At 42.5% G+C, this 21,660-nt stretch carries 16 protein-coding genes and 4 tRNA genes; 9 read left to right on the top strand and 11 right to left on the bottom strand.

Features of this window, described 5'->3' with window-relative positions; translation table 11 throughout:
* Positions 1 to 312: 312 nt before the first annotated feature.
* Positions 313 to 1,215 (top strand): LysR family transcriptional regulator, encoded by a 903-nt coding sequence (locus R7F67_RS16260; RefSeq protein WP_017633645.1) that lies wholly within the window; start codon positions 313 to 315, stop codon positions 1,213 to 1,215.
* Positions 1,216 to 1,597: 382 nt separating this feature from the next.
* Positions 1,598 to 3,304: a D-lactate dehydrogenase gene (gene dld, locus R7F67_RS16255; protein ID WP_054576739.1), complete on the top strand. Its 1,707-nt coding sequence runs from the start codon at positions 1,598 to 1,600 to the stop codon at positions 3,302 to 3,304.
* Between the two features lie 140 nt (positions 3,305 to 3,444).
* Here dld and R7F67_RS16250 read toward each other — a convergent pair whose 3' ends face one another.
* The 4 genes from R7F67_RS16250 to R7F67_RS16235 all read right to left on the bottom strand — a co-directional run bounded on the left by R7F67_RS16250 (position 3,445) and on the right by R7F67_RS16235 (position 7,855).
* The gene (locus R7F67_RS16250; protein ID WP_017820198.1) at positions 3,445 to 3,753 is read right to left on the bottom strand and encodes an AzlD family protein; all 309 of its coding nucleotides are present in this window, start codon (positions 3,751 to 3,753) and stop codon (positions 3,445 to 3,447) included.
* Complete coding sequence (locus R7F67_RS16245; RefSeq protein ID WP_017820197.1) at positions 3,750 to 4,481, bottom strand: AzlC family ABC transporter permease; 732 nt, start codon at positions 4,479 to 4,481, stop codon at positions 3,750 to 3,752. Before R7F67_RS16245 ends, R7F67_RS16250 begins: the two co-directional genes overlap by 4 nt.
* A gap of 311 nt (positions 4,482 to 4,792) precedes the next feature.
* Complete coding sequence (gene alr, locus R7F67_RS16240) at positions 4,793 to 6,022, bottom strand: alanine racemase (RefSeq protein ID WP_054576738.1); 1,230 nt, start codon at positions 6,020 to 6,022, stop codon at positions 4,793 to 4,795.
* 201 nt (positions 6,023 to 6,223) lie between these two features.
* Positions 6,224 to 7,855 carry a methyl-accepting chemotaxis protein gene (locus R7F67_RS16235; RefSeq protein ID WP_005375988.1) on the bottom strand — a complete coding sequence of 544 codons (1,632 nt, stop codon included), beginning with the start codon at positions 7,853 to 7,855 and terminating at the stop codon, positions 6,224 to 6,226.
* A gap of 550 nt (positions 7,856 to 8,405) precedes the next feature.
* Between R7F67_RS16235 and R7F67_RS16230 the strand changes: the two genes are divergently transcribed.
* The 4 genes from R7F67_RS16230 (at position 8,406) to R7F67_RS16215 (ending at position 10,817) form a co-directional block, all read left to right on the top strand.
* Positions 8,406 to 8,492: transfer RNA gene (locus R7F67_RS16230), tRNA-Leu, on the top strand.
* Between the two features lie 36 nt (positions 8,493 to 8,528).
* Positions 8,529 to 8,602: transfer RNA gene (locus R7F67_RS16225), tRNA-Cys, on the top strand.
* Between the two features lie 306 nt (positions 8,603 to 8,908).
* On the top strand, positions 8,909 to 10,432 hold the full coding sequence (gene amyS, locus R7F67_RS16220; RefSeq protein ID WP_054576737.1) for an alpha-amylase: 1,524 nt from the start codon (positions 8,909 to 8,911) through the stop codon (positions 10,430 to 10,432).
* A gap of 130 nt (positions 10,433 to 10,562) precedes the next feature.
* Positions 10,563 to 10,817 (top strand): hypothetical protein, encoded by a 255-nt coding sequence (locus R7F67_RS16215; RefSeq protein ID WP_005375990.1) that lies wholly within the window; start codon positions 10,563 to 10,565, stop codon positions 10,815 to 10,817.
* A gap of 74 nt (positions 10,818 to 10,891) precedes the next feature.
* Here R7F67_RS16215 and R7F67_RS16210 read toward each other — a convergent pair whose 3' ends face one another.
* Together R7F67_RS16210 and R7F67_RS16205 are read right to left on the bottom strand one after the other, a co-directional pair.
* Positions 10,892 to 11,680 carry a lipase family protein gene (locus R7F67_RS16210; protein ID WP_005375991.1) on the bottom strand — a complete coding sequence of 263 codons (789 nt, stop codon included), beginning with the start codon at positions 11,678 to 11,680 and terminating at the stop codon, positions 10,892 to 10,894.
* 69 nt (positions 11,681 to 11,749) lie between these two features.
* Positions 11,750 to 12,679 carry a CHAD domain-containing protein gene (locus R7F67_RS16205; protein ID WP_021707732.1) on the bottom strand — a complete coding sequence of 310 codons (930 nt, stop codon included), beginning with the start codon at positions 12,677 to 12,679 and terminating at the stop codon, positions 11,750 to 11,752.
* Between the two features lie 301 nt (positions 12,680 to 12,980).
* Here R7F67_RS16205 and R7F67_RS16200 point away from each other — a divergent pair.
* Both R7F67_RS16200 and R7F67_RS16195 read left to right on the top strand, forming a co-directional pair.
* Positions 12,981 to 13,067 (top strand) — tRNA-Leu (locus R7F67_RS16200).
* A gap of 36 nt (positions 13,068 to 13,103) precedes the next feature.
* Positions 13,104 to 13,177, top strand: a tRNA-Cys gene (locus R7F67_RS16195).
* A 5-nt stretch (positions 13,178 to 13,182) separates the two neighbouring features.
* Here the strand turns inward: R7F67_RS16195 and R7F67_RS16190 are convergent.
* The 5 genes from R7F67_RS16190 to rnk form a co-directional block, all read right to left on the bottom strand.
* Positions 13,183 to 14,175 (bottom strand): LLM class flavin-dependent oxidoreductase, encoded by a 993-nt coding sequence (locus R7F67_RS16190; RefSeq protein ID WP_005376038.1) that lies wholly within the window; start codon positions 14,173 to 14,175, stop codon positions 13,183 to 13,185.
* Positions 14,176 to 14,410: 235 nt separating this feature from the next.
* The gene (locus R7F67_RS16185) at positions 14,411 to 15,616 is read right to left on the bottom strand and encodes a GGDEF domain-containing protein (RefSeq protein WP_226977227.1); all 1,206 of its coding nucleotides are present in this window, start codon (positions 15,614 to 15,616) and stop codon (positions 14,411 to 14,413) included.
* 133 nt (positions 15,617 to 15,749) lie between these two features.
* Complete coding sequence (locus R7F67_RS16180) at positions 15,750 to 16,736, bottom strand: ABC transporter substrate-binding protein (RefSeq protein ID WP_005376042.1); 987 nt, start codon at positions 16,734 to 16,736, stop codon at positions 15,750 to 15,752.
* Between the two features lie 227 nt (positions 16,737 to 16,963).
* The gene (locus tag R7F67_RS16175; RefSeq protein WP_025767735.1) at positions 16,964 to 17,923 is read right to left on the bottom strand and encodes a GGDEF domain-containing protein; all 960 of its coding nucleotides are present in this window, start codon (positions 17,921 to 17,923) and stop codon (positions 16,964 to 16,966) included.
* A gap of 235 nt (positions 17,924 to 18,158) precedes the next feature.
* Positions 18,159 to 18,566, bottom strand: coding sequence for a nucleoside diphosphate kinase regulator (gene rnk, locus R7F67_RS16170; RefSeq protein WP_005394604.1), 408 nt, complete (start codon positions 18,564 to 18,566; stop codon positions 18,159 to 18,161).
* Between the two features lie 526 nt (positions 18,567 to 19,092).
* On the opposite strand from rnk, the gene nirB reads away from it, so the two are divergent.
* Positions 19,093 to 21,657 (top strand): nitrite reductase large subunit NirB, encoded by a 2,565-nt coding sequence (nirB, locus tag R7F67_RS16165; RefSeq protein WP_054575959.1) that lies wholly within the window; start codon positions 19,093 to 19,095, stop codon positions 21,655 to 21,657.
* The last annotated feature ends 3 nt before the right edge of the window (positions 21,658 to 21,660 follow it).

The raw sequence follows: 21,660 nt of genomic DNA, 5'->3' as shown, positions 1-21,660 counted from the left end.
ACACTAGCTCAGTTGGTAGAGCGCAACCTTGCCAAGGTTGAGGTCACGAGTTCGAACCTCGTGTGTCGCTCCAAATTATTCAGATATGGCTATGGCGGTATCTCGATGCCAAGTGCATCAACTTAAAACCAGCGAAAGCTGGTTTTTTTGTATCTGAAGACTGATAAATTCACACCATCTCTTTTTCATTACCTGTGAGCTTAGCAACCCCATCTCTGTCACGAGTTTCTGATATTAAGTGTGACCCGATGTTTCGCACCTCAGCCAATTTCAGTTTACAATACGGGCTTCCAAAGGATTTGACGAAGACGCATGAGAAATACCGACGATTACATCATTTTTTATCACTTGATCGAGCAAGGTTCATTCAGTGCTGCCGCGAGACATATGTCACTGACCAAATCGGTCGTCAGTAAACGGATTGCCAAGCTTGAACAAGAGCTTGGTGTACAGCTTCTCTACCGAACAACGCGAACGCTAACGTTGACTGAAGCAGGACGAGCGTTTTTTACTCATGCAAAAGCGGTTTATCAAGCGGTGGCAACGGCGGAAGAATCCATTGTGGGTTTAGGTAAAAACTTATCTGGAAACATTAAAATTTCGGTGCCTACTATCTCTGGTGAATTAATTCTTCCTCAAGTGATTAATGAATTTAATCAGAAATACCCAGACATCAATATCGATATGGATCTAGATAATCGTTTCGTCGATATCGTGAATGAACGTTTTGATTTGGCAATTAGAACGGGTGTGTTGCCAGATTCTAGTCTGATTGCAAGAAAGCTGGTGGATGCAAATTGGATCATTTGCGCGTCACCCCAATACCTAGCTAAACATGGCATACCTAAACAACCTCAAGCCTTGGCTAAACACAATTGTTTAGTCTATTCCTACCAAGAAACCGGAGCGCATGAGTGGGCGTTTAAAGATGGAGACGAGGTATATCAAATCACCGTCGACGGTAACCTCTGTACTAACAATTCTTCTGTATTGAGAAATGTGGCGCTGTTAGGGCAGGGAATCATCTATGTGCCGCGTGTATTGGTTTATGAAGACTTAAAGCAAGGCAGTCTGATTCAGTTATTTAAAGACGAAACAGCCAAATGTTTGGGTATTTATGCGGTGTACCCTTACACTCGTCAGCAACCAGAAAAAATTAAGATCTTTATCGATCATCTATACACAAGCTTTCAAAGTCAAAACCATCGATTTTAAGCCAATAACTCAACACCGATCGTTATGTTGGTGTTGAGCTTATGTTTCCATCTTCATTTCTAAGAGTCCTCTTAAATTTAGGAGCTTACGCTTCTCCTCGTTTTCTTCACTAATATTGATAACAAGATACCCCGCACAACTGTTAACAAATGGTTTTGCTATTGTTTCTTTTAAGAAACGGTCTGTTTCTTACGTTAAATTTCTCAAATGTGAAAGATAAGTAACAGAAAAATAAAGAATTATTTTGTTTGTTGTTTATTGATTACGTATTGTTCGTCCGCCTGACATAGACGCAGAGAAATGGACTGCTTATAGTGGCTCAAACGCCATGCCTGCCGCTAAGCGGTGTTGTGAGCGAAGTACAATAACTAGAGATACGGATATGAAACAAAAGCAGCTGATTGAAGAATTTAAAACCATCGTGGGGGAAGAAAATGTTCTAACCGACGAGGTTAAAACGAAATATTACCGCTCGGGGTTTCGTTCGGGTAGTGGTAATGCGCTTGCTATCGTGTTTCCTAACACTCTTCTAGAACAATGGAAGATTATTAAACAGTGTGTTGAAGCAAACTGCATCATTATCATGCAGGCGGCTAAAACAGGTTTAACAGAGGGCTCAGCTCCGAGTGGTAATGATTATGATCGCGATGTGGTTGTGATCAATATTACCAAAATCAAGAAGATTCACTTATTAGATGGCGGTAAGCAGGCGGTTTGCTTGCCTGGTGCGAGCTTACACTCTTTGGAGAAAGAGCTGAAGGCAGTGAACCGAGCACCGCATTCTATCATCGGCTCTTCATCGCTAGGTGCCACTGTGGTCGGTGGTATCGCCAATAACTCAGGCGGTGCGCTAGTTAAGCGTGGTCCTGCTTATACGGAACTGGCGATCTATGCGCAGGTGGATAAGCAAGGCCAGTTACATTTGGTGAACCACCTTGGTATTGAAGGATTAGGTGAAACGCCAGAAGAAATTCTAACAAACCTGCAAGAAGGGAACTTTGACCCAGCGAAGATCATTCATGATGAGCGAATGGCATCAGACAAAGAATACGATGAACGTGTTCGAGACGTGACTTCTGACATTCCTTCTCGCTTTAATGCCGATGAACGCCGATTATTTGAAGCCAGTGGCTGCGCTGGTAAGTTGGGGGTTTTTGCCGTTCGGGTTGACAGCTACCCAGTACCCGAAAAAGAGCAGGTTTTTTACCTTGGCACCAATGACCCTGCGAAACTAACGAAGTTGCGAAAAGACTTCTTATCTACGTTTGATAACTTGCCTGAGATGGGAGAATACTTGCATCGAGATATCTTCAACATGGCAGAGAAGTACGGCAAGGATGTGTTCTTATCCATCGACTTGTTAGGTACAGATAAGTTGCCAAAAATGTTCGCACTTAAAGCTAAGGTAGAAAATTTCTTAGAGCGCATCCCATTTGTCAGTAAATATCTACCAGACACCATTTTGTACTACGCGAGCAAGTTGTTCCCACAACATTTACCAGAACGAATGCTGGATTTCCGTGACAAGTATGAGCATCACCTGGTATTGAAAATGAGTGATGGTGGTATTGCTGAGGCGCAAAAATACCTCAAAGAAGTTTGGGCTGTTGAAGACGACTGTGATTTCTTCGAGTGTACGCCGGAAGAGGGTAAAAAAGCTTATTTACATCGCTTTGCAGCAGCAGGTGCAGCAATTCGTTACGAGACGATTCACCGAAAAGACGTAGAAGACATCGTTGCACTTGATATTGCTTTGCGACGTAATGATGAAGAGTGGCTAGAAACTTTGCCTGAAGAGGTAAGTAAGAACCTTGTTCAAGCGCTCTATTATGGTCACTTTATGTGTTACGTCTTCCATCAAGATTACATTTTCAAAAAAGGGACTGACACGAAGTTGATGAAAAAGCTGATGCTAGAGCACCTCAATAGCCGTGGTGCCAAATACCCAGCAGAACATAACGTGGGTCACTTGTATGAAGCCGAAAACTCGTTGCAGAGGTTTTACCACGAATTAGACCCAACCAATACCTTTAACCCTGGTATTGGTAAAATGGACAAATATAAGCGCAATTGTAACTGCTGTGCGTAATGTGCTGTCTCACCATGATTAATAATCGTTGTTCATCGTTAAAATGATGAGCATAAGATAAGCCCTGATGACACTTGTGACATCAGGGCTTAGTGTTTTGGGTCTTTTATTGATGACTGGTATCGGCGTTGAAACAGCGACTAAAGAGCACGTACTGCGGCGGCGGCGATGATGCCTGCTGCAATTGCGGGTAGAGGCTTTTTCACGATGAACATGACAACGGCAGTAGAAAACAGTGCTGCTCTAGCACCGTTATCACCCTCTACTGCTAGCGGAGCTAAAAGCGCAACCAATACAGAGCCTGACATCGCAGTAATGAAACGTTGAACCCGTTCGCTAATTGGAATGAATGACATTACATACACTCCGCCCCAGCGGGTTATGAGCGTGACTAGCGCCATAGCGATGATGATAAGCAGTGTGCCACCTAAGGTTGTTTCGATGTTCATGCTTTCTTCTCCTTCCAACAAGCACCCAAGACTCCGCCAGTAATGGCGCCAACCACTACGTGGCTATTCTCTGGCAAATACCAATACGCCAACATAGAAGAGGCTGCTGCTATGGCCCAAATTGCAAAGATTCTTAAGTCTTTCGGCCCGGCTACCACCATAGACAGCAGGAAGCATCCCATAACCATATCGAGCCCGAGGCCCACCGGATCTTTGATTGCGCTACCAAAATAAATGCCGATCCAGGTGCCCACAATCCAAAAAGACCACATCGCTAAGCCGCCACCAACAAGCAAGCCAAAGCCTGGTTCTTTTCTACCAAATGCATTGAGTGCCATTGCCCAGTTGGCGTCTGATGCAACCAGCATTACACCGTAACGTTTTGTTGGTGGGAGTTGTCGTAACCATGGATAAAGTGTGGCTCCCATCAAGAGGTGACGAGCATTAATAGCAAATACAGTAATAAGAACTGGAATGAGAGGGACTTCTGCTCCCCACATTTCTAACGTGGCAAATTGTGAAGCACCGGCGAAGACCAGTGTGCTCATCAACATAGTGGGAAATACATCTAGTCCAGTCTGTACGGCAGCAACACCGAAAGCGAGGCCAAATATGACCACGAACATAGAGAGAGGTAAAAGTTGGGTGAAGCCGTTCCAGACGTCAAGCCGATTAAATTCGTGCAACTCAGTGGAGGAGCGTTGAAGATGTTGAGTATTTTCTGTCATAGAGATACCTAGCTAGCAGGCAAAGGGGCAGTGCCATACGAGTGTGTTTGTTATTCTTTTGTAAACTTCATGTTTAACATCAATTAGAGGGGCTTTCAAACACTAAGTGCTATATAAAAATGAGCCATCCAAGCGGCTTTAAGAAACAGAGTGTAGAGAGTCGCACTTGGTAGTGCTAAAGAAGAGTAAAACAACAGAAATAGTAAGCTCTGTTTAATTGATAGAATCACGAGCTAGTACAAATTAGTAGATAAGAAAGAAAGCGAGCACCAGGCTCGCTTTTTCGCTCTGTTACGAATAACTTAGTAGGTTTATTTTACGTAGACACGAGGGTTCGCGCTTCCCCAAACCGTATATAGTTCAGGGAAGATGACTTCTGCGTGTTTTTCCATCTCAGCAGCTGAAATCGTTTTGCCTTGTTGGGAGCCAAACAAAACAACTTCAGAACCAGGCTCAACATCTTTGATACCTGTAACATCTACCATTGTGGTGTTCATTGAAGCAACGCCCGCAACTTTTGCACGTTGGCCATTGATCAGAACTTCTGCTGTATTCCCCATTTTTCGTGGATAGCCATCAGAGTAACCAACAGGAATGTTCGCCATTAAGCTTTCTTTGCTTGTTGTGTAGCTGCTGTCGTAACCGACTGTGCTATTTTTTGGCAGGTGGTGAACGGATGCCACGCGTGTTTTGAAAGACACGATAGAAGGGTACTCAGGGTTAGTTGGTAAGTCTCCGTATAAAACGCCACCAGGACGAACCATATCAAGCTGGGCCTCAGGAACATTAAGCGCGGTGTAAGAGTTTGCTACGTGCAGTAAAATGTTGTCGCGTTTTAGATTCGCTTCTTTAATCAGCCATGCAGAACTGTCTTTGAATGAAGCTAACTTTTGGCGCACGTCGTCTGCATTGTAGTTAGGGAAATGAGTCATGATACCAACAATATTAACGCCAGCTTGTTGAGCGATTTCTAGCGCTTCTTTCTTGCCCGCTTCTGTCGTCATATCAACACCATTACGTCCCATACCACCGTCGTTAAGAGCAAGGTGAACTTTGAGTTCTTTACCAGCTTTCTCGGCTAGTTTAGACAGTGCTTTAGCTTGCTCTGCTGTGCCTATCAACTCTTCGACATTTAGGTCGATTGCGGCTTCAATCTCGCCAATATCCGCTGAGCGTACACGCATGAGTTGGCCTTTAAAGCCACTGTCGCGAACAGTTTGTGCTTCGGCGTTACTTGCAACGGCAACGCAAGGAATTTGTTGTTCGATAATAGTCGGCATCAGGCCTGCGATACCATTACCGTATGCGTCGGCTTTCATCACGGCGCAGATTTTCGTTTTGCCATCCATGTGCGATTTAAACTGCTCAATATTATCGCGGAACTGACCTAAGTTTATTTCTAGCCAAGCGTTAGCACCTTGAACTTGCTCTGCTTTTGCTGCTGTATTGCTAATTTGCAGAGGAGCAGCAGTAGCTTGCATTACAGGAACCGCGATTGCAGCAGCGATAGTCAGTGATAGTAAGGTTTTATTTAAGCGCATAAAGTCTCCGTACGCGTTTTTTGTATTGGTTATGTTATTGAGTACTTGGGGAAAGTACCTGACGAAGTAAAACGCTCCAAGTGGTGCTTTGGAGCGTTTGTTAAGATAGTGATTTAATATATACCTAAATATACCTCAGTGATGACATTCAATTTAAGCAAATCGGGATTGATTTGATATCTACTAAGGTACCCACTGAGTTTAACTCAGTTTAAAGCGGCTCATTACATCTTTAAGAGAAATGGATAGCTGGCTTAGTTCGCGGCACGCCTGTGCGGTTTGCTCCGAGCCTTGCGAGACCTCTTGAGATGCCAAATGTATGTTTTCAATGCTGCGGTTAAGCTCTTCCGCAACGGAGTCTTGCTGGTTACAAGCCGTGGCGATTTGGGTACCCATGTCTGAGATGTCCGAAATCGAATGCTCAATGTCGCTCATCAGCTGTTTTGATTGAATGCCTTGTTCTGCACATTCTGAGATACTGGTTCTAGAAAGTTCAGTGGCTGATTTTGCGTCTTTTGCAAGTGATTGTAGCTGCTCAATGATCGAAGTGATTTCACTCGTTGAATCTTGCGTACGGCCGGCAAGAGTTCGAACTTCGTCTGCAACGACGGCAAAGCCACGACCAGACTCACCAGCACGCGCCGCTTCAATGGCTGCATTAAGTGCAAGTAGGTTGGTTTGATCGGCGATGTCGCGGATAACATCCACGATCACGTTAATTTTATTCGATTGCTGTTCAAGCTCTGCTACGGTATCGCCTGCAGCGCCAATTACGTTTGAAACTTCTTGAATCGCGTCAACCATACCTTGGGTTTCACGAACACCGTGTTGTGTGCGGCGGTTTGCTTCGTTAGCTTGGTTCGCTGAGTCTTCAGTGTTACGAGCAACATCGGCTACGGCCGCTTTCATTTCTGTCATTGCTGTTGCGATGTGCGTAATTTGCAGCTGTTGATCTTTCATACCAGACGCAGAAATATCGGAGATTTGGTTCATCTCTTCGACAGCGCTGCTTAACTGAGTAACTGCAGCAATCACGTTATCGATAACTTGGCGTAAGTCATCTTGCATCTTAGTGGTCGCGTCTGCCAGTTCACCAAGCTCGTCATTGCCGATTGCTTTACGGTCAATGTCACTTGATAGATCACCTGTCGCGATGGCATTTGCTTGCTCAACAACAAGTTTAAGTGGGCCACAAATTAGGCGAGTCAGCACGTATGTCATGCCTACCATGATCAGTAGAATAATCACGTTACTTGCAATTGAAGAATTACTCAATCCATTTACAGAGGACAGGATATGAGTTTTGTTGCTATCCATAGCTTCTTTAAGGAGACGGATTAGTTCGCCTAACTCTGAGTCAACCGCTTCGAAAGCAGACAAAGAGTTCGCCAAAATAGGGTGGGCCTTGCTTTTGTCGTTAGCTAGCATCGCTTCATTGTACTGGTCCATAGTAACCAAGTACTTTTTCCACTGACGCATAAGACGCTGGTAAGTTTGCTGCTCTTCGCCAGGCCAGATAGTTTCACCGTAAGCGTTGAGCTCTCTAGTGATCTTTTCGCGTTCTCTAATATTGTTAGAAATTTTAGTTTTGACTTGGTCTGCGTCTTCATAAGTGTACGCAGCAAATTGAGCTCGGCGCCAGCGAGACAAGTGGTCTCGAATCGAATCGACCCTTTCCATTGCAGGAAGCGTATCATCGGTATAGTTTAAAAGCTCAGATTTGATGCTTTTGAGCTCTGTAGATAAAAACACGCCAAATGCAATGTTGACGATGGCAATGAGTAAAAACGATAGCGATATCTTTTTCGCTATAGAAAGATTCTTGATAGACATTAGTGATATACCTTGTTTTTCTTATGTTGTGTCGCCAAAGTAAACCACATCCTTATATGTGATATATGTCCATTAAATTACTGCAACTCGTGTAACGTACCATTATTTATTGATATTTTCGATAATGAATTGAGCTTTGTTTGAAAATAAAAAAAGTCAATGATTTTATAAAGGTACGACCACATTCGATATAAAGTTATCGGTAACAAAATATGATGTTCTGTACGCAGTCGTGCCAAGAGTAGGGAATCAAATTGTTACAGATGTTACAGCGGTGAAAAGATCAGCGTTCATAACGTGATAGTCGCGTGTTTACCTCGAAGCAGTTACGGACACTAGTATGCGTATGACTTAATAGACAATGAAAGGGAACGGGTGCTTATTGGTCTAATTGAATGCCAAACGTACTAGTCAGATCGCTTTTTAAGCACTTAAATCAAAAAGATAAAATTTATTGTTGACCAGATAAATTAATCCGTTAAAGTACGCCTCGTTCTCACGGCAAAGGCCGCTGAGACAGATGGTGTCTAACCCATCGCATGATTGCGTTGCCCTGGTGGTGGAATTGGTAGACACAAGGGATTTAAAATCCCTCGGCGTTCGCGCTGTGCCGGTTCAAGTCCGGCCCGGGGCACCATCAAAATCTTTGGTGACAGAGATACAAAATCAGAAAGGCGCCTTGGCAGAGTGGCTATGCAGCGGATTGCAAATCCGTGGACCTCGGTTCGACTCCGGGAGGCGCCTCCACTATTTCGAAAGCCAGTCTTAAATGACTGGCTTTTTTCGTTTTTAGTCCGCCTTTTCGTAACCCTCGCGCTTTCCTAAAGCCTCCCATGTTTTAATCACCATTCAATATTTTTAATGCGCTAATCATTGATTTTATAAATGTTAGACAGCTCAATAATTGTATAGTGTGATTGGTGATAGTTTCTCTTCGATTGTAATCCGAACTTTTTGTATTACAGGCAGCAACCTAGCTAGCGTCATAGTTAGTATCGCTTGGTGCGTATATGCAGAAAGGAGGATTCTAGTCCTTAACGTGAGAGAAAAATAATGAAAACATTCAACCTTAAACCTACACTTTTACCCTTAACTTTGCTGCTCAGTTCGCCTGTAATGGCGGCACAAAATGGCACCATGATGCAGTATTTCCATTGGTATGTGCCAAATGACGGTGCGCTCTGGACACAAGTTGAAAACAACGCTTCGGCACTATCTGGCAACGGCTTTACTGCGTTATGGTTACCGCCCGCCTATAAAGGTGCTGGTGGTAGCAACGACGTCGGTTATGGCGTTTATGATATGTATGATTTGGGAGAGTTTGATCAAAAAGGTTCGGTGCGCACCAAGTATGGCACCAAAGATCAGTACCTAAGCGCCATCAATACTGCCCATAAAAACAATATCCAGATTTATGGCGATGTGGTGTTCAACCATCGCGGTGGTGCGGATGGAAAGTCTTGGGTTGATACCAAGCGAGTCGATTGGAACAACCGAAATATTGAACTTGGTGATAAATGGATTGAAGCGTGGGTAGAGTTTGATTTCCCTGGGCGCAACGACAAGTACTCAAACTTTCATTGGACGTGGTACCACTTTGATGGCGTGGACTGGGACGATGCTGGCGAAGAAAAAGCTATCTTCAAATTCAAAGGTGAGGGTAAGGCATGGGATTGGGAAGTGAGCTCGGAAAAAGGCAACTACGATTACCTTATGTACGCTGATCTAGACATGGATCACCCTGAAGTTAAGAAAGAACTTAAAGACTGGGGTGAGTGGTATATCAACATGACTGGTGTTGATGGGTTTAGAATGGACGCGGTGAAGCACATCAAATATCAATACCTGCAAGAATGGATTGATCACCTACGTTGGAAAACAGGGAAAGAACTATTCACGGTCGGAGAGTACTGGAACTACGATGTGAATCAGCTGCATAACTTTATCACCAAAACCTCTGGCAGCATGTCTTTGTTTGATGCACCGTTACATATGAACTTTTATAATGCGTCTAAATCGGGTGGTAGCTACGATATGCGTCAAATCATGGATGGTACGCTGATGAAGGACAATTCAGTCAAAGCGGTAACCTTAGTAGAAAACCATGACACTCAACCTTTGCAGGCTTTGGAGTCGACGGTTGATTGGTGGTTTAAGCCGCTCGCTTACGCGTTTATCTTATTGCGTGAAGAAGGCTATCCATCCGTGTTTTATGCAGATTACTACGGCGCGCAGTACAGTGATAAAGGGCATGACATCAATATGGTCAAAGTGCCTTACATTGAAGAGCTAGTAACACTGCGTAAAGATTATGCGTATGGCAAACAACATTCTTATCTCGACCACTGGGACGTAATTGGTTGGACTCGAGAAGGTGATGCAAAGCATCCACATTCAATGGCCGTGATCATGAGCGATGGACCTGGCGGCTCGAAGTGGATGTATACGGGTAAACCAAGTGCTCGCTACGTAGACAAGTTGGGTATCCGAACTGAAGAAGTTTGGACTGATGCGAATGGTTGGGCTGAGTTCCCAGTAAACGGCGGATCTGTCTCGGTTTGGGTTGGCGTTGAATAATCCATTCCTGTGATTTTGATACAGAGTAGGCAATTCTTGATAAATCTTTTCAATGAATCAATGTGTTATTTGATATTCATTCAACAAATGAGTAACTTATATTTGAGCATAATCTAGAGGAAGATAAAGAATGGAATCTATTGCTGATGTATTGGTTGTGGCTATTGTGTTCGGTGCCATATTTGGGGGCGGGATAATAAAGTTAATCTTGAACCATCGTAAAGAAGTAAGAGCGTTGGAGATATCTGAACGTAATACGATGAGCCGAGAAGAACAAGATAACCTTAACAAGCAAATTGGTGACTTGAAGCGACGTGTTGAAGTGTTAGAGCGAATTGTCACAGATAACAAATATCAACTTGAAAAAGAAATCGCCTCTCTGTAGATCACCACTTAATCGTAAAGCCGGCGAAGTCCGGCTTTTTGGTGTCTGTACGTCATACCTTTCGGATGTTTAACTCAGCGTTCATCAAAAAAGTCTTTGTCGCGAATGTATTTACTCATAAAGTGATAAGAGAACGGTCGCATTAACCAACTAAATAAGGAGCGCCCAAGCCGTATGAGCGTTGGGGTGTTCTCGTATATTCTCCCGTTATATAACCATAGCATTTTGCCTACATGCCAATACAAAAAAGGTACGGGCGGCATAAAGGTCACGATGTCGATGTCGCAACAAATCCTGTATGTTTTGTGCCCCAAACGGTAGCGTTTCTTAAACGTCCAATCTCCGACAGCGGGCTGTCCGAAAGTGACCACGCGTTTAATGCTTTTGGGGTATTTTTTCTCAATATAGTCAGCAAAAACACTGCCAATCGCGCCACCTGAAGAGTGGCCAGTAATAGTGATTCTTTTTCCCCTGAGAATAAGTGGTACAACGATACCTTCGAGGCGTTCGATCACGGTCAACCCTAACCGATCTTCATTCCGGCTCGGTAAACTTTCTTGGAACAACAGATGATAGAAACCCGCGTGAATGCGATAGTTTAGTCCCAACCTTCGACAGCTTCTCGTCCACATCGCGAAGTTCAACAACCAATCACTGATACTGTGTGAGCCTTTAATCACTACGACCACTTCACTCTGTTTTTTACTCCAGAGCACGCGAATCATAATCTTACCGTGTTCATTTCTAATGACTCGTTGCCCATTAGGATCGAATCCATATTGAGTTTGTCTGAAGACGCGAGGGTAGGCGAGATTACAAAGCACCGCATAGCGCTCGTATTGGTATCGTTTTAATGGTTTCACGTTATCTTTCTTAATGGAGCCCAACGATTGACTGTAATTAATGAATATTAAGAATACGTGAACCTTGATTTAGGGTCGGTAGAGATTTTGTGTATTGGAATCGCGAATGAAAGACTCAAACTGGCTTAAATGCGTCAAGATGGTTTGGCGAGAGAGTTCATGATGTTCGCTAAGCACGTTAATTAGCTTTTTCAAAGCCTTACGATCTTGTTTATTGAGATTTGCTGTTTCTTTGAGTTGTGCGAAAAATTCAATTTGACTTGAAGTGTCGTTAAAGTCACCGAGCTTGTCTTGCAATAGTTTTAGTTGTTTCACGTTGTTTTTGTGCTGTTGGGAAGGATAGAGCGTGGAAAATCCTTCTAACAAATAACGAAGCGCTTTGCACTTTATCCGCATCGAATGAATCACGCTGTCACGACTTTTGTCCGAGATTTTGCGTCGTGCTTTATCAACTTTTTTAAATTGAACGGAGATTTTTTGGCTTGCGAAAAGTAACGCAGGTACGTTGCTATCCACTGGTTCGTGTTGCGTACTTCGCAACATACTATTCCTGATCAAAGTGCAGTGCGTTGTGTATTCTTGTGTATCTAGCCAACGCGTAACTTTTGCTTGTTCGTAAGCACGTTCAGATTCTATAAAGCAAAAAAGTTGCTCAAGAGACGATTTGTGATTTGGGAGCATTTCAATGTATTGGTTTTTGTCCAAGATAAATACGTCCAAATCACGCAGCTTATTTGTTTTCTTCATCATTATTCTTAAATGAGGTTTCAAAATACGCTGTTCAAAAGGAGGGATCAGTTCGCGAAGTAGTGAGCATAGTGAGCGTATGCGCCTCAGTGTGACGCGATATTGGTGTGTATATTCAGGATCCAAGTCGTCGATGACTCCCTGCTCCAGAGAGCGTGCATAATCAAATTCAGTAAGGAAGAAGTGGGGCACTACGAAGTCGAGTTCGGAGTCGGCATGTAAGGGTAAGTGAAATGATGGTTTTCGAAACATGATGAGCGCTATTTTGTTCTCTGAAATACACGTTAAGTTTATACCCATACTGTTAACTTGCGCGATTTGTTGGCTCTTCATTGATATAAAATGAGAAGGTTAAAAGGCACGAAAGCAAAGCGTATTGATGATCAAATAAGCAAAATGATCGCCCTTTGTTCGTTAGAGTCGTCTTTTTAACCATTTGAATAAAAAAGACTAATTTTTTGTTGACCAGATAAATTAATCCGTTAAAGTACGCCTCGTTCTCACGGCAAAGGTCGCGAGATAGATGGTGTCTAACCCATCGCATGATTGCGTTGCCCTGGTGGTGGAATTGGTAGACACAAGGGATTTAAAATCCCTCGGCGTTCGCGCTGTGCCGGTTCAAGTCCGGCCCGGGGCACCATCAAAATCTTTGGTGACAGAGATACAAAATCAGAAAGGCGCCTTGGCAGAGTGGCTATGCAGCGGATTGCAAATCCGTGGACCTCGGTTCGACTCCGGGAGGCGCCTCCATTCTTTTACTTGTCCATGAGTTCCGATAGTAACCTGTAGGATCTCAACTTCTCAGATTGTTCAAACACCATCGTGTTTACCATAATTTCATCTGCCCCAGTGCGTTCCAAAAGTTTCTCAATTTTCTGTCTTACATATGTTTGATCACCATGGATAGATTCACGTAATTGAGTTTCAACGTGAAGCTTTTCCTGTGCTGACCATAGTGGTGCCATACTTTTCACTGGTGCGCGAAGTTTTTCGCGATTGCCGCGAATCATTTTTAAGAATTTTTGCTTCTCTGTTGTCGCGAGAAAATCTGCATGTGACTGAGTATCCGCTACGATAACGTTGGCACAAATCATCACATAGGGTTGAGCTAAATGCTCGGATGGGACAAACTCATCTCGATAAAAGTTTAGAGCACGAGACATTGCATCTGGAGCAAAGTGTGCAGCAAATGCGAAAGGTAAGCCTCTCTTAGCTGCTAAACGTGCGCTGTATGTACTCGACCCCAGAAGCCAAATCGGCAGAGATGTGTTGTTACCTGGATAAGCCGCGACTGGTTGATTTCGAGATACGGGACCAAGAAAGAAATTAAGTTCCTCCAACAGCTCTTCAAAGTCAGGATCCATATGCTCTGGTTCCCGCCTTAATGCATGCATTGTTTGGTAGTCGGTGCCTGGTGCGCGTCCTAATCCGAGGTCAATACGACCAGGGTATAATGCCTCTAACGTTCCGAATTGCTCTGCAATAACTAGTGGTGCATGGTTAGGTAACATGATTCCACCTGATCCTAAACGGATCGAGTTCGTGTGCGCTCCAATATGACTGAGTAATACACTGGTTGCGGCACTGGCGATGTCGGGCATGTTATGGTGTTCAGCCATCCAAAACCGATGATAGCCCCAGGACTCGATTGATTGAGCTAATTCAACGGAGCGTTCGAACGTTTCGGTGAAGTTTGTTCCGTCGGACACGGGTGCCAAATCCAGAACAGATAAACGAGGAAAAGACATAGGATAGTTATAGCCTGTTAATGAATCTTAACTATCATATGGTGGTGAAAGTTGACGTTTAAAAGGGGAGGATTAACCATTCACAATGGATTATTTTTCTTCAATGCCTGGAGAGCGTTTAGCTTACGAGTTTAGCTTTTGCTATGTGATAAAAGCGGCTTTATTACTGTAAGTGGCCACAGTGGTCGATGTCGTTGAATATTCGCATGTAGAACGTTTCCACAGCTACTTTAGATTAAAACATAGGCCTCTTTAACAGCGAACTGCTGTTGTCGACAATAGTGAACGAGCTAGCTTTAGAACGTTTTGACTGATACATAGACTTGTCTGCCGCTGTTAATAATTCATGTACATTCGACCCATGCTCAGGATAGAGTGCAATACCAATGCTAGCTCCGACGCATAACTCTTTACCTTTAAAATGAATTACTTTTTCTATTTCTTGGATATAGCGTAGTGCACATGCAGACAGAGACGTACCTGTTGTGTGTGAACGATGAATAATAATAAATTCATCTCCACCAAAGCGGCCTACCATGTCTGATTCGTCGATAATACTTGATAATCTACTAGCTACAGATTTTAACACTGCATCACCTGCCTCATGGCCATGGCTATCGTTAATATCCTTAAATAAATTTAAATCTATAAAAAACAAACTAAAACTATTCTCACTGCCTCTGAAATTACGCGTAAGCTGGATCAAATGTTTTTCTATTGCTCGACGATTGTAGATATTAGTTAAGGAGTCGTGCTCAGACAAAAATACCAAACTTTCTTTTTGACGATTTAGAACTGAAGTTTGATTCTCTACTTCTTCTTTAAGTTTTGATTTTGATATTGTTGTGTGGTTTAACAATGCCGCCATTTTATTGAAGTAACAAGACAGATTTTCAAATTCCGTGAATTGATTTTCTGAAGGGATTTTATAGTCAAAATTTGACCTGCTTAATTGTTTTATTCCATTTATAAACCTTTGAAAGCTTCTCTTGAACTTTATTTTTATATAAAAGCATAATAGCATAACAACCAGAGAGATAAAAATAATACCTGCTTGAGTGTAATAATTTAAATTTTGTAGTTTTGTAGACTTATTATTAAGTATTTTTTTATAAATATATATTATTTCATTATTCATATCCTGGGATACAATGTTTATTCTGGATTGTATGACAGGATTTGATTTATTATAATTTACGACTGAATCATAATGGCGATCTTTGTCTAGTAAATGATTATTTTCGTATTGAACTAAAAAATACAGTTCGAGATTCATTTTTTTTAGGTCTTTAGTAAGGTATAAAACATCTTCATTTTGAGATAATAATTCGTTTAATTTGTTATGAGAAATCATGAATTGTGTGAAATTGTTTTTTCCCCTATTTTGAGTGTAAGCCCAAAGATAACTACTTAATGACTCTAATGATATTTGTATGTCCATTATTTGGTTTAATTGTTTCTTGGCTTTATAATCTTCTATTTTTATGAAGCTTATGTATACTATAACGCTGATACATAGTATTACGCTTAGACTGAATAGTGATGCTAAATAGTGGTTTAACGAACGATGCATTTTAATCTAGACCATCAAAATATGAATTGATATAGTTTTCTTTAAATATTTTTCTGTAATTTGGAATCTGTCCTTCTACATAGTTTTGTTTTAATGCCCAATTAGCTTCTGATTGTAATGTAAATAATAAAGAATTCGTTAAATTTAATCGAAAGTTATAATCATCCCAACTCCAAGATATTTCTTCAACTGTTGTGTTAAGTTTTTGTGATAGTATTTTCATTGTTAAATGAGGGTTTTTATCCATCCAGTTAATTGAGTGATGAAGTGACTTTATTATTTTCATTACTTCTTGATCTGATTTTTCAATGTGTATTTCTTTTGATACAAGCAAAAAGTAAAGTTTATACACGCCAATAATTCCTATGTTCTTTACTTCTTCATTTATTCTATTCTTGGCCATAAATCCGTATGGCTCCCAAGTAGATATTGCATCGACGTTTCCTTGCATTAAATGATTTATAATAACCTGCGTTGTTGATGATATTTTTTCTACTTTTTCTAAATCAATGTCATTTACCTGTAGCAACAAGTCTAAGTAATATTCGCTAGCGCTCTTTTTTATTACACCAACCTTTTTTCCTGGTAATTTATCTATACTTTCTATGCCAGACCGCTTTTTAGTTAGCAGCTTAATATCATTCGTAGAAGATGCAAAAGAAGTGATTAATGCTAAATCTTTGTATTCAAAGCTTTTAAACATCAGTACGCTTTCAGAAAAAGTGGCGTAATTAACATGGTTTTCTAGAAGTAGGTTTGAACATTCGACCCCTCCAAAGCACATGATAAGTTCGACGTTTAAATCGTTTTCTTCAAACGCACCTATGTGCTCTGCAATGATAAAAGGGGCTGACAGAGGCGTCTTAGATATACCGATTGTTGTAGGTTTGTGGATAGCATTTGATACCGTTGTTAACTTTAAATAAGCAACTACTAATGCAGAAAGAACTAAAATTATGATAACTGTAGAAATCTGTTTTGTATCCATCAAAAACAACTCCCTTCATAATAGTAGTAATTAATCTATCAGTTAAATGAGTGTAGTTGCTTATTGGGTTGATGCTAGGAGAGGAGGGGATTTATTTGTATCGTGCCAAATTTATGAGTACCTAGGGGTAATTTCGGTAACTGGCTTAGATATAAAGAATTTATCTTTAGTTAGTTCAAGTTGTAGCAAATGACTGATTTCATAACATGATGATTTATGGAGAGATATCAACTTTTTAAGTTGAAAAATTGTACTCCATTTTTGCCATTTTTCTTTATCTCATACATTGCGTGATCGGCTTTTTGATACACTTCATTAAACGGTTGCTTTCCTTTGTTAAAGAGACAAACACCGATACTCATTCCTATCGTTACTTTATGTAAGTCTTGATTTATCGCTGGAATGATTGAATCTAAGAGTTGATTGCAAAGTTGGGATATTTCCTCTCGACTTGAATGCCAGTTTAAGATAACAAATTCATCGCCTCCTATGCGTCCAACTTGAGACTTGCTTGACGCAAGCTCTGTTAAGCTATTGGCGATATTGATGAGGAGGGTGTCGCCAGTATGATGGCCTAGCTGGTCGTTAACTGCTTTAAAATTATCTATATCAACAAACACTAAAGCAGACTGCTGAGACGGTTCGGTTTGAGGTTGATGATTAAAGTTTTCCTCAATTGCTTTTCTATTTAACAATCCAGTCAATGGATCACTCGAAGCCAACTTGGCCAGTTGCTGCTCATAACGCTTTTCTTTTGTAATATCGATATGAGTACCCATCATCCGTAGTGGTTCGCCATCAGAACCATACTCGACGATGCGCCCTCGATCGTAGACCCAGCTATCACTGCCGTCTTTATGAATCATGCGATGCACTACCTCATAAAGGTCGGTCTTGCCTGCTAGGTGATCTTCAAATGCACCCACCGCAAGATCATAATCTTCAGGGTGGAGATTGTTTTTCCACGTTTCAACCGTCGCGGTTAACTCATGGGGCTGATAACCTAGCATTTTTCCCCACTGCATATTGAATATCGTCAAAGTACCTGAAGGAATATGCTGCTCCCACAAACACAGTCCATTACTGTCGAGTGCAGCATTCAACTTTTCTTGTAGTCGCGCATTCTTCCGCTTCAGCTCTTCATTTTCTTTTTCTAAGCAGGCAATTCGAGTTAGATATTCTTCCATTTTGCGCATAATTTACGTCGATTTCGGAGCGACAATATACGAAAAATACTTTGCAATTTCTATGATTGAGCTTGGAGATATAAGTATTGAATATGCGGTAAATAATAAAAAATCGGTGATGTTACTTAAGAGCAGCAAAGTAAATACTTGGAAAAAGAAGGAAATAGGGGGCAAGCGAGGGGCTCTCCTGGTGCAAAGTCTTAAATGGAGGCCTTTGCACCGGGACTACTGAGGGTTAGCGGTTTAGTGCACCACAACGCTCAGGCTGGTATGTGATATCGACAATTTCAATTGTCTTCACTTGATTATTTGGCATTGGCCATTCAAGTTTTTGACCAACAGACAAACCGATCAGTGCGCTGCCTACGGGCGCAAAAATAGAGATATCATCACTGCTTTTCAGTTCAGAAGGGTAAACCAATGTCTTTGTCATGGTTCTATCTTCACCTGCAAATTTAAACTCTACAGTTGAGTTCATCGTGACCACGTTATCTGGCATTTGTTCTGGCTCAAGAACTGTTGCTCGGTCGAGCTCTGCTTCTAATTCCACAAGCTCCGCTGCGATGTTTGGCATTTTATCCAACAAGGCCGTGATTCGGTTCATATCTAAGCTTGAGATGTAGATAGAATTGTTTTCTGACATTTTATGACTCCCAAATAAAAGGCCGCCTCACAAAAATGGGACGGCACTCTATATGTCAATTACGGTATCAACCATATGGACGCTATTCCATATGAACTAAACCTGATTTTAGTCTTTATAATGCGACTTAGCTAGTAAAAAATTTTTATTGTGAAGCTTGATTTTTCTAAACCTTTCAATCACTTCAGATATTGTTCTCTGATCACCTTGAAACGGTGAAGTCAAGTGAGTGCGTCGTTTAGAAGCAAAACAGGATTTATCGTAGGTGTGCTCGGTTTCGATGGTCAGCCTTACTTCATAAAGCAAAACGGTATAGTCCGTTGCTAGTATGGCTTCGGTTATCTCAGTTTGTTAAAACTACCAATATCCGTTAATAAATTACTTTTTATTTCGCAATAGTCAGATAAATACGTTCATCTACCCCTTTAGGGTAGTTTGAAATTGTAATTGATTTACATCATGTATTAATTTTCTTTCACAATTAACAATGAGCTCAGTGATAAGAACCTAACTCTTAGGAATTATAATGAGCAAGTTGAAGCTAGTAGTCATCGGTAACGGTATGGTAGGGCACCGTTATATTGAAGACTTAGTCGAGAAAGCTGATATGTCTAATATGGACATTACGGTTTTCTGTGAAGAACCTCGTGTCGCATACGACCGTGTGCACCTTTCCTCTTACTTTTCTCACCATACTGCAGATGAACTTTCTTTAGTGAAAGAAGGCTTCTACGAGAAACACGGTATTAACATGCTGATCGGCGAACGCGCGATTAACATCAACCGTGAAAACCGCATTGTTTACTCAAGCACTGGCCGAGAAGTTCAATACGACAAGCTGATTCTTGCTACTGGCTCATTCCCATTTGTTCCACCTATCAAAGGTCACGAAAGCAAAGACTGTTTTGTTTACCGTACTATCGAAGATCTTAAAGCGATCGAAGCGTGTGCGAAGAAGAGCAAATCAGGCGTTGTTGTCGGTGGTGGTCTGCTAGGCCTTGAAGCAGCAGGCGCACTGAAAGCACTGGGTGTAGAAACGCACGTTGTTGAGTTCGCGCCAAAGCTAATGGCTGAGCAACTTGACCTGGCTGGTGGTAACCAACTTCGTCAAAAGATCGAGCGTATGGGCGTGAACGTTCACACCAGCAAAAACACGCTTGAGATTGCGGCAGAAGGCACAAACGCACGCAACGTTATGCGTTTTGCTGACGGTTCAGAGCTAGAAACAGACTTCATCGTATTCTCTGCAGGTATTCGCCCACAAGACAAACTAGCACGCCAAATGGAGCTAGAAGTGGCACCTCGTGGCGGTGTTGCTATCAACGACCATTGTCAGACTTCTGATGAGAACATCTACGCTATCGGTGAGTGTGCGTCTTGGAACGAAATGTTCTACGGCCTTGTTGCTCCTGGCTACAAGATGGCGACCGTTGCTGTTGACCACCTACTAGGTAACACAGAAAGCAAATTCGAAGGCGCTGACATGTCTGCGAAGCTGAAACTTCTTGGCGTGAAAGTAGGCTCTATCGGTGACGCGAACGGTCGTACTGAAGGGTGTAAGAGTTACGTTTACCAGAACGAAGAGCAAGAAGTTTACAAACGTCTTGTCGTTTCTGAAGACAACAAGAAACTGCTTGGCGCGGTTATGGTTGGCGACACGTCTGACTACGGCGACCTGCTTCAACTTATGTTGAACGAAATCGACCTACCAGAACACCCGGATGCGTTGATCCTTCCTGCACACGCAGGCGCTGAGAAACCAGCACTAGGTGCAGACGCTCTACCAGAAAGCGCAGTGATCTGTTCTTGTTTCGACGTGACAAAAGGCAAGGTCGCACAAGCGGTCGCTAATGGTCACCACACGTTGGGCGACATCAAAGCAGTGACGGGCGCGGGTACAGGCTGTGGTGGTTGTATTCCTCTAGTGACCTCTGTTCTAAATGCTGAGCTTGCTAAATCTGGTATCGAAGTGAAGAACGACGTGTGTGAGCACTTTGCATACTCACGCCAAGAGCTGTTCCACCTAATCCGCATTGAAGAGATCAAAACGTTTGATGAGCTTCTAGAGAAATACGGCAAAGGTTACGGCTGTGAAGTTTGTAAACCACTGGCTGGTTCTATCTTGGCTTCTTGCTGGGGTGAGCACATTCTTAAGCCACAACTGGTTAAGCTGCACGACACGAACGATAACTTCCTAGGTAACATCCAAAAAGACGGTACTTACTCTGTTATCCCACGTATGGCGGGTGGCGAAGTAACACCTCAAGCACTGAGTGCACTAGCGAACGTTGCAGCAGAATACAACCTATACACCAAAGTAACCGGTGCTCAACGTATTGGTCTGTTTGGTGCTCAAAAAGACGATCTTCCAGAGATCTGGCGCAAGCTTATCGACGCTGGTTTCGAAACAGGTCAAGCGTACGCAAAAGCACTTCGTATGGCGAAGACATGTGTGGGCTCAACTTGGTGTCGTTACGGCGTTCAAGACTCTGTTGGTCTGGGTTCTTACATCGAGAACCGTTACAAAGGCATTCGTACACCTCATAAGATGAAGTTCGGTGTTTCTGGTTGTACTCGTGAGTGTGCGGAAGCACAAGGTAAAGACCTTGGCATCATCGCGACTGACGCAGGTTGGAACATGTACGTATGTGGTAACGGCGGCATGAAACCTCGTCACGCAGACCTACTTGCAAGTGACCTAGATAAAGAAACACTAATCAAGTACATCGACCGCTTCATGATGTTCTACATCCGTACTGCTGCGCCACTACAACGCACATCAGTTTGGATGGAAAACATGGAAGGTGGCGTTGACTACCTACGCGAAGTGATTGTTAACGACAAGCTTGGTATCAACGCTCAACTAGAGGCAGACGTAGCGAAGCTTGTAGACGAGTACGAGTGTGAGTGGACTGCGACCATCAACGACGAATCACAACTGACTCGTTTCGCGCACTTCATCAACTCTGACAAGCGCGATGAAAACGTCGTGTTTGTACAAGAGCGTGAACAGCACCGCCCAGCAACCTTCACGGAAAAACACCCTGAAGCGAAAGGCGACATCCTACACGTAGCGATCACTGAAGCATAAGGG

Source organism: Vibrio sp. YT-17 (genome assembly GCF_033337375.1).
GTDB classification, from domain to species: domain Bacteria; phylum Pseudomonadota; class Gammaproteobacteria; order Enterobacterales; family Vibrionaceae; genus Vibrio; species Vibrio alginolyticus.
This window is presented reverse-complemented; position numbering and strand designations above follow the sequence as displayed.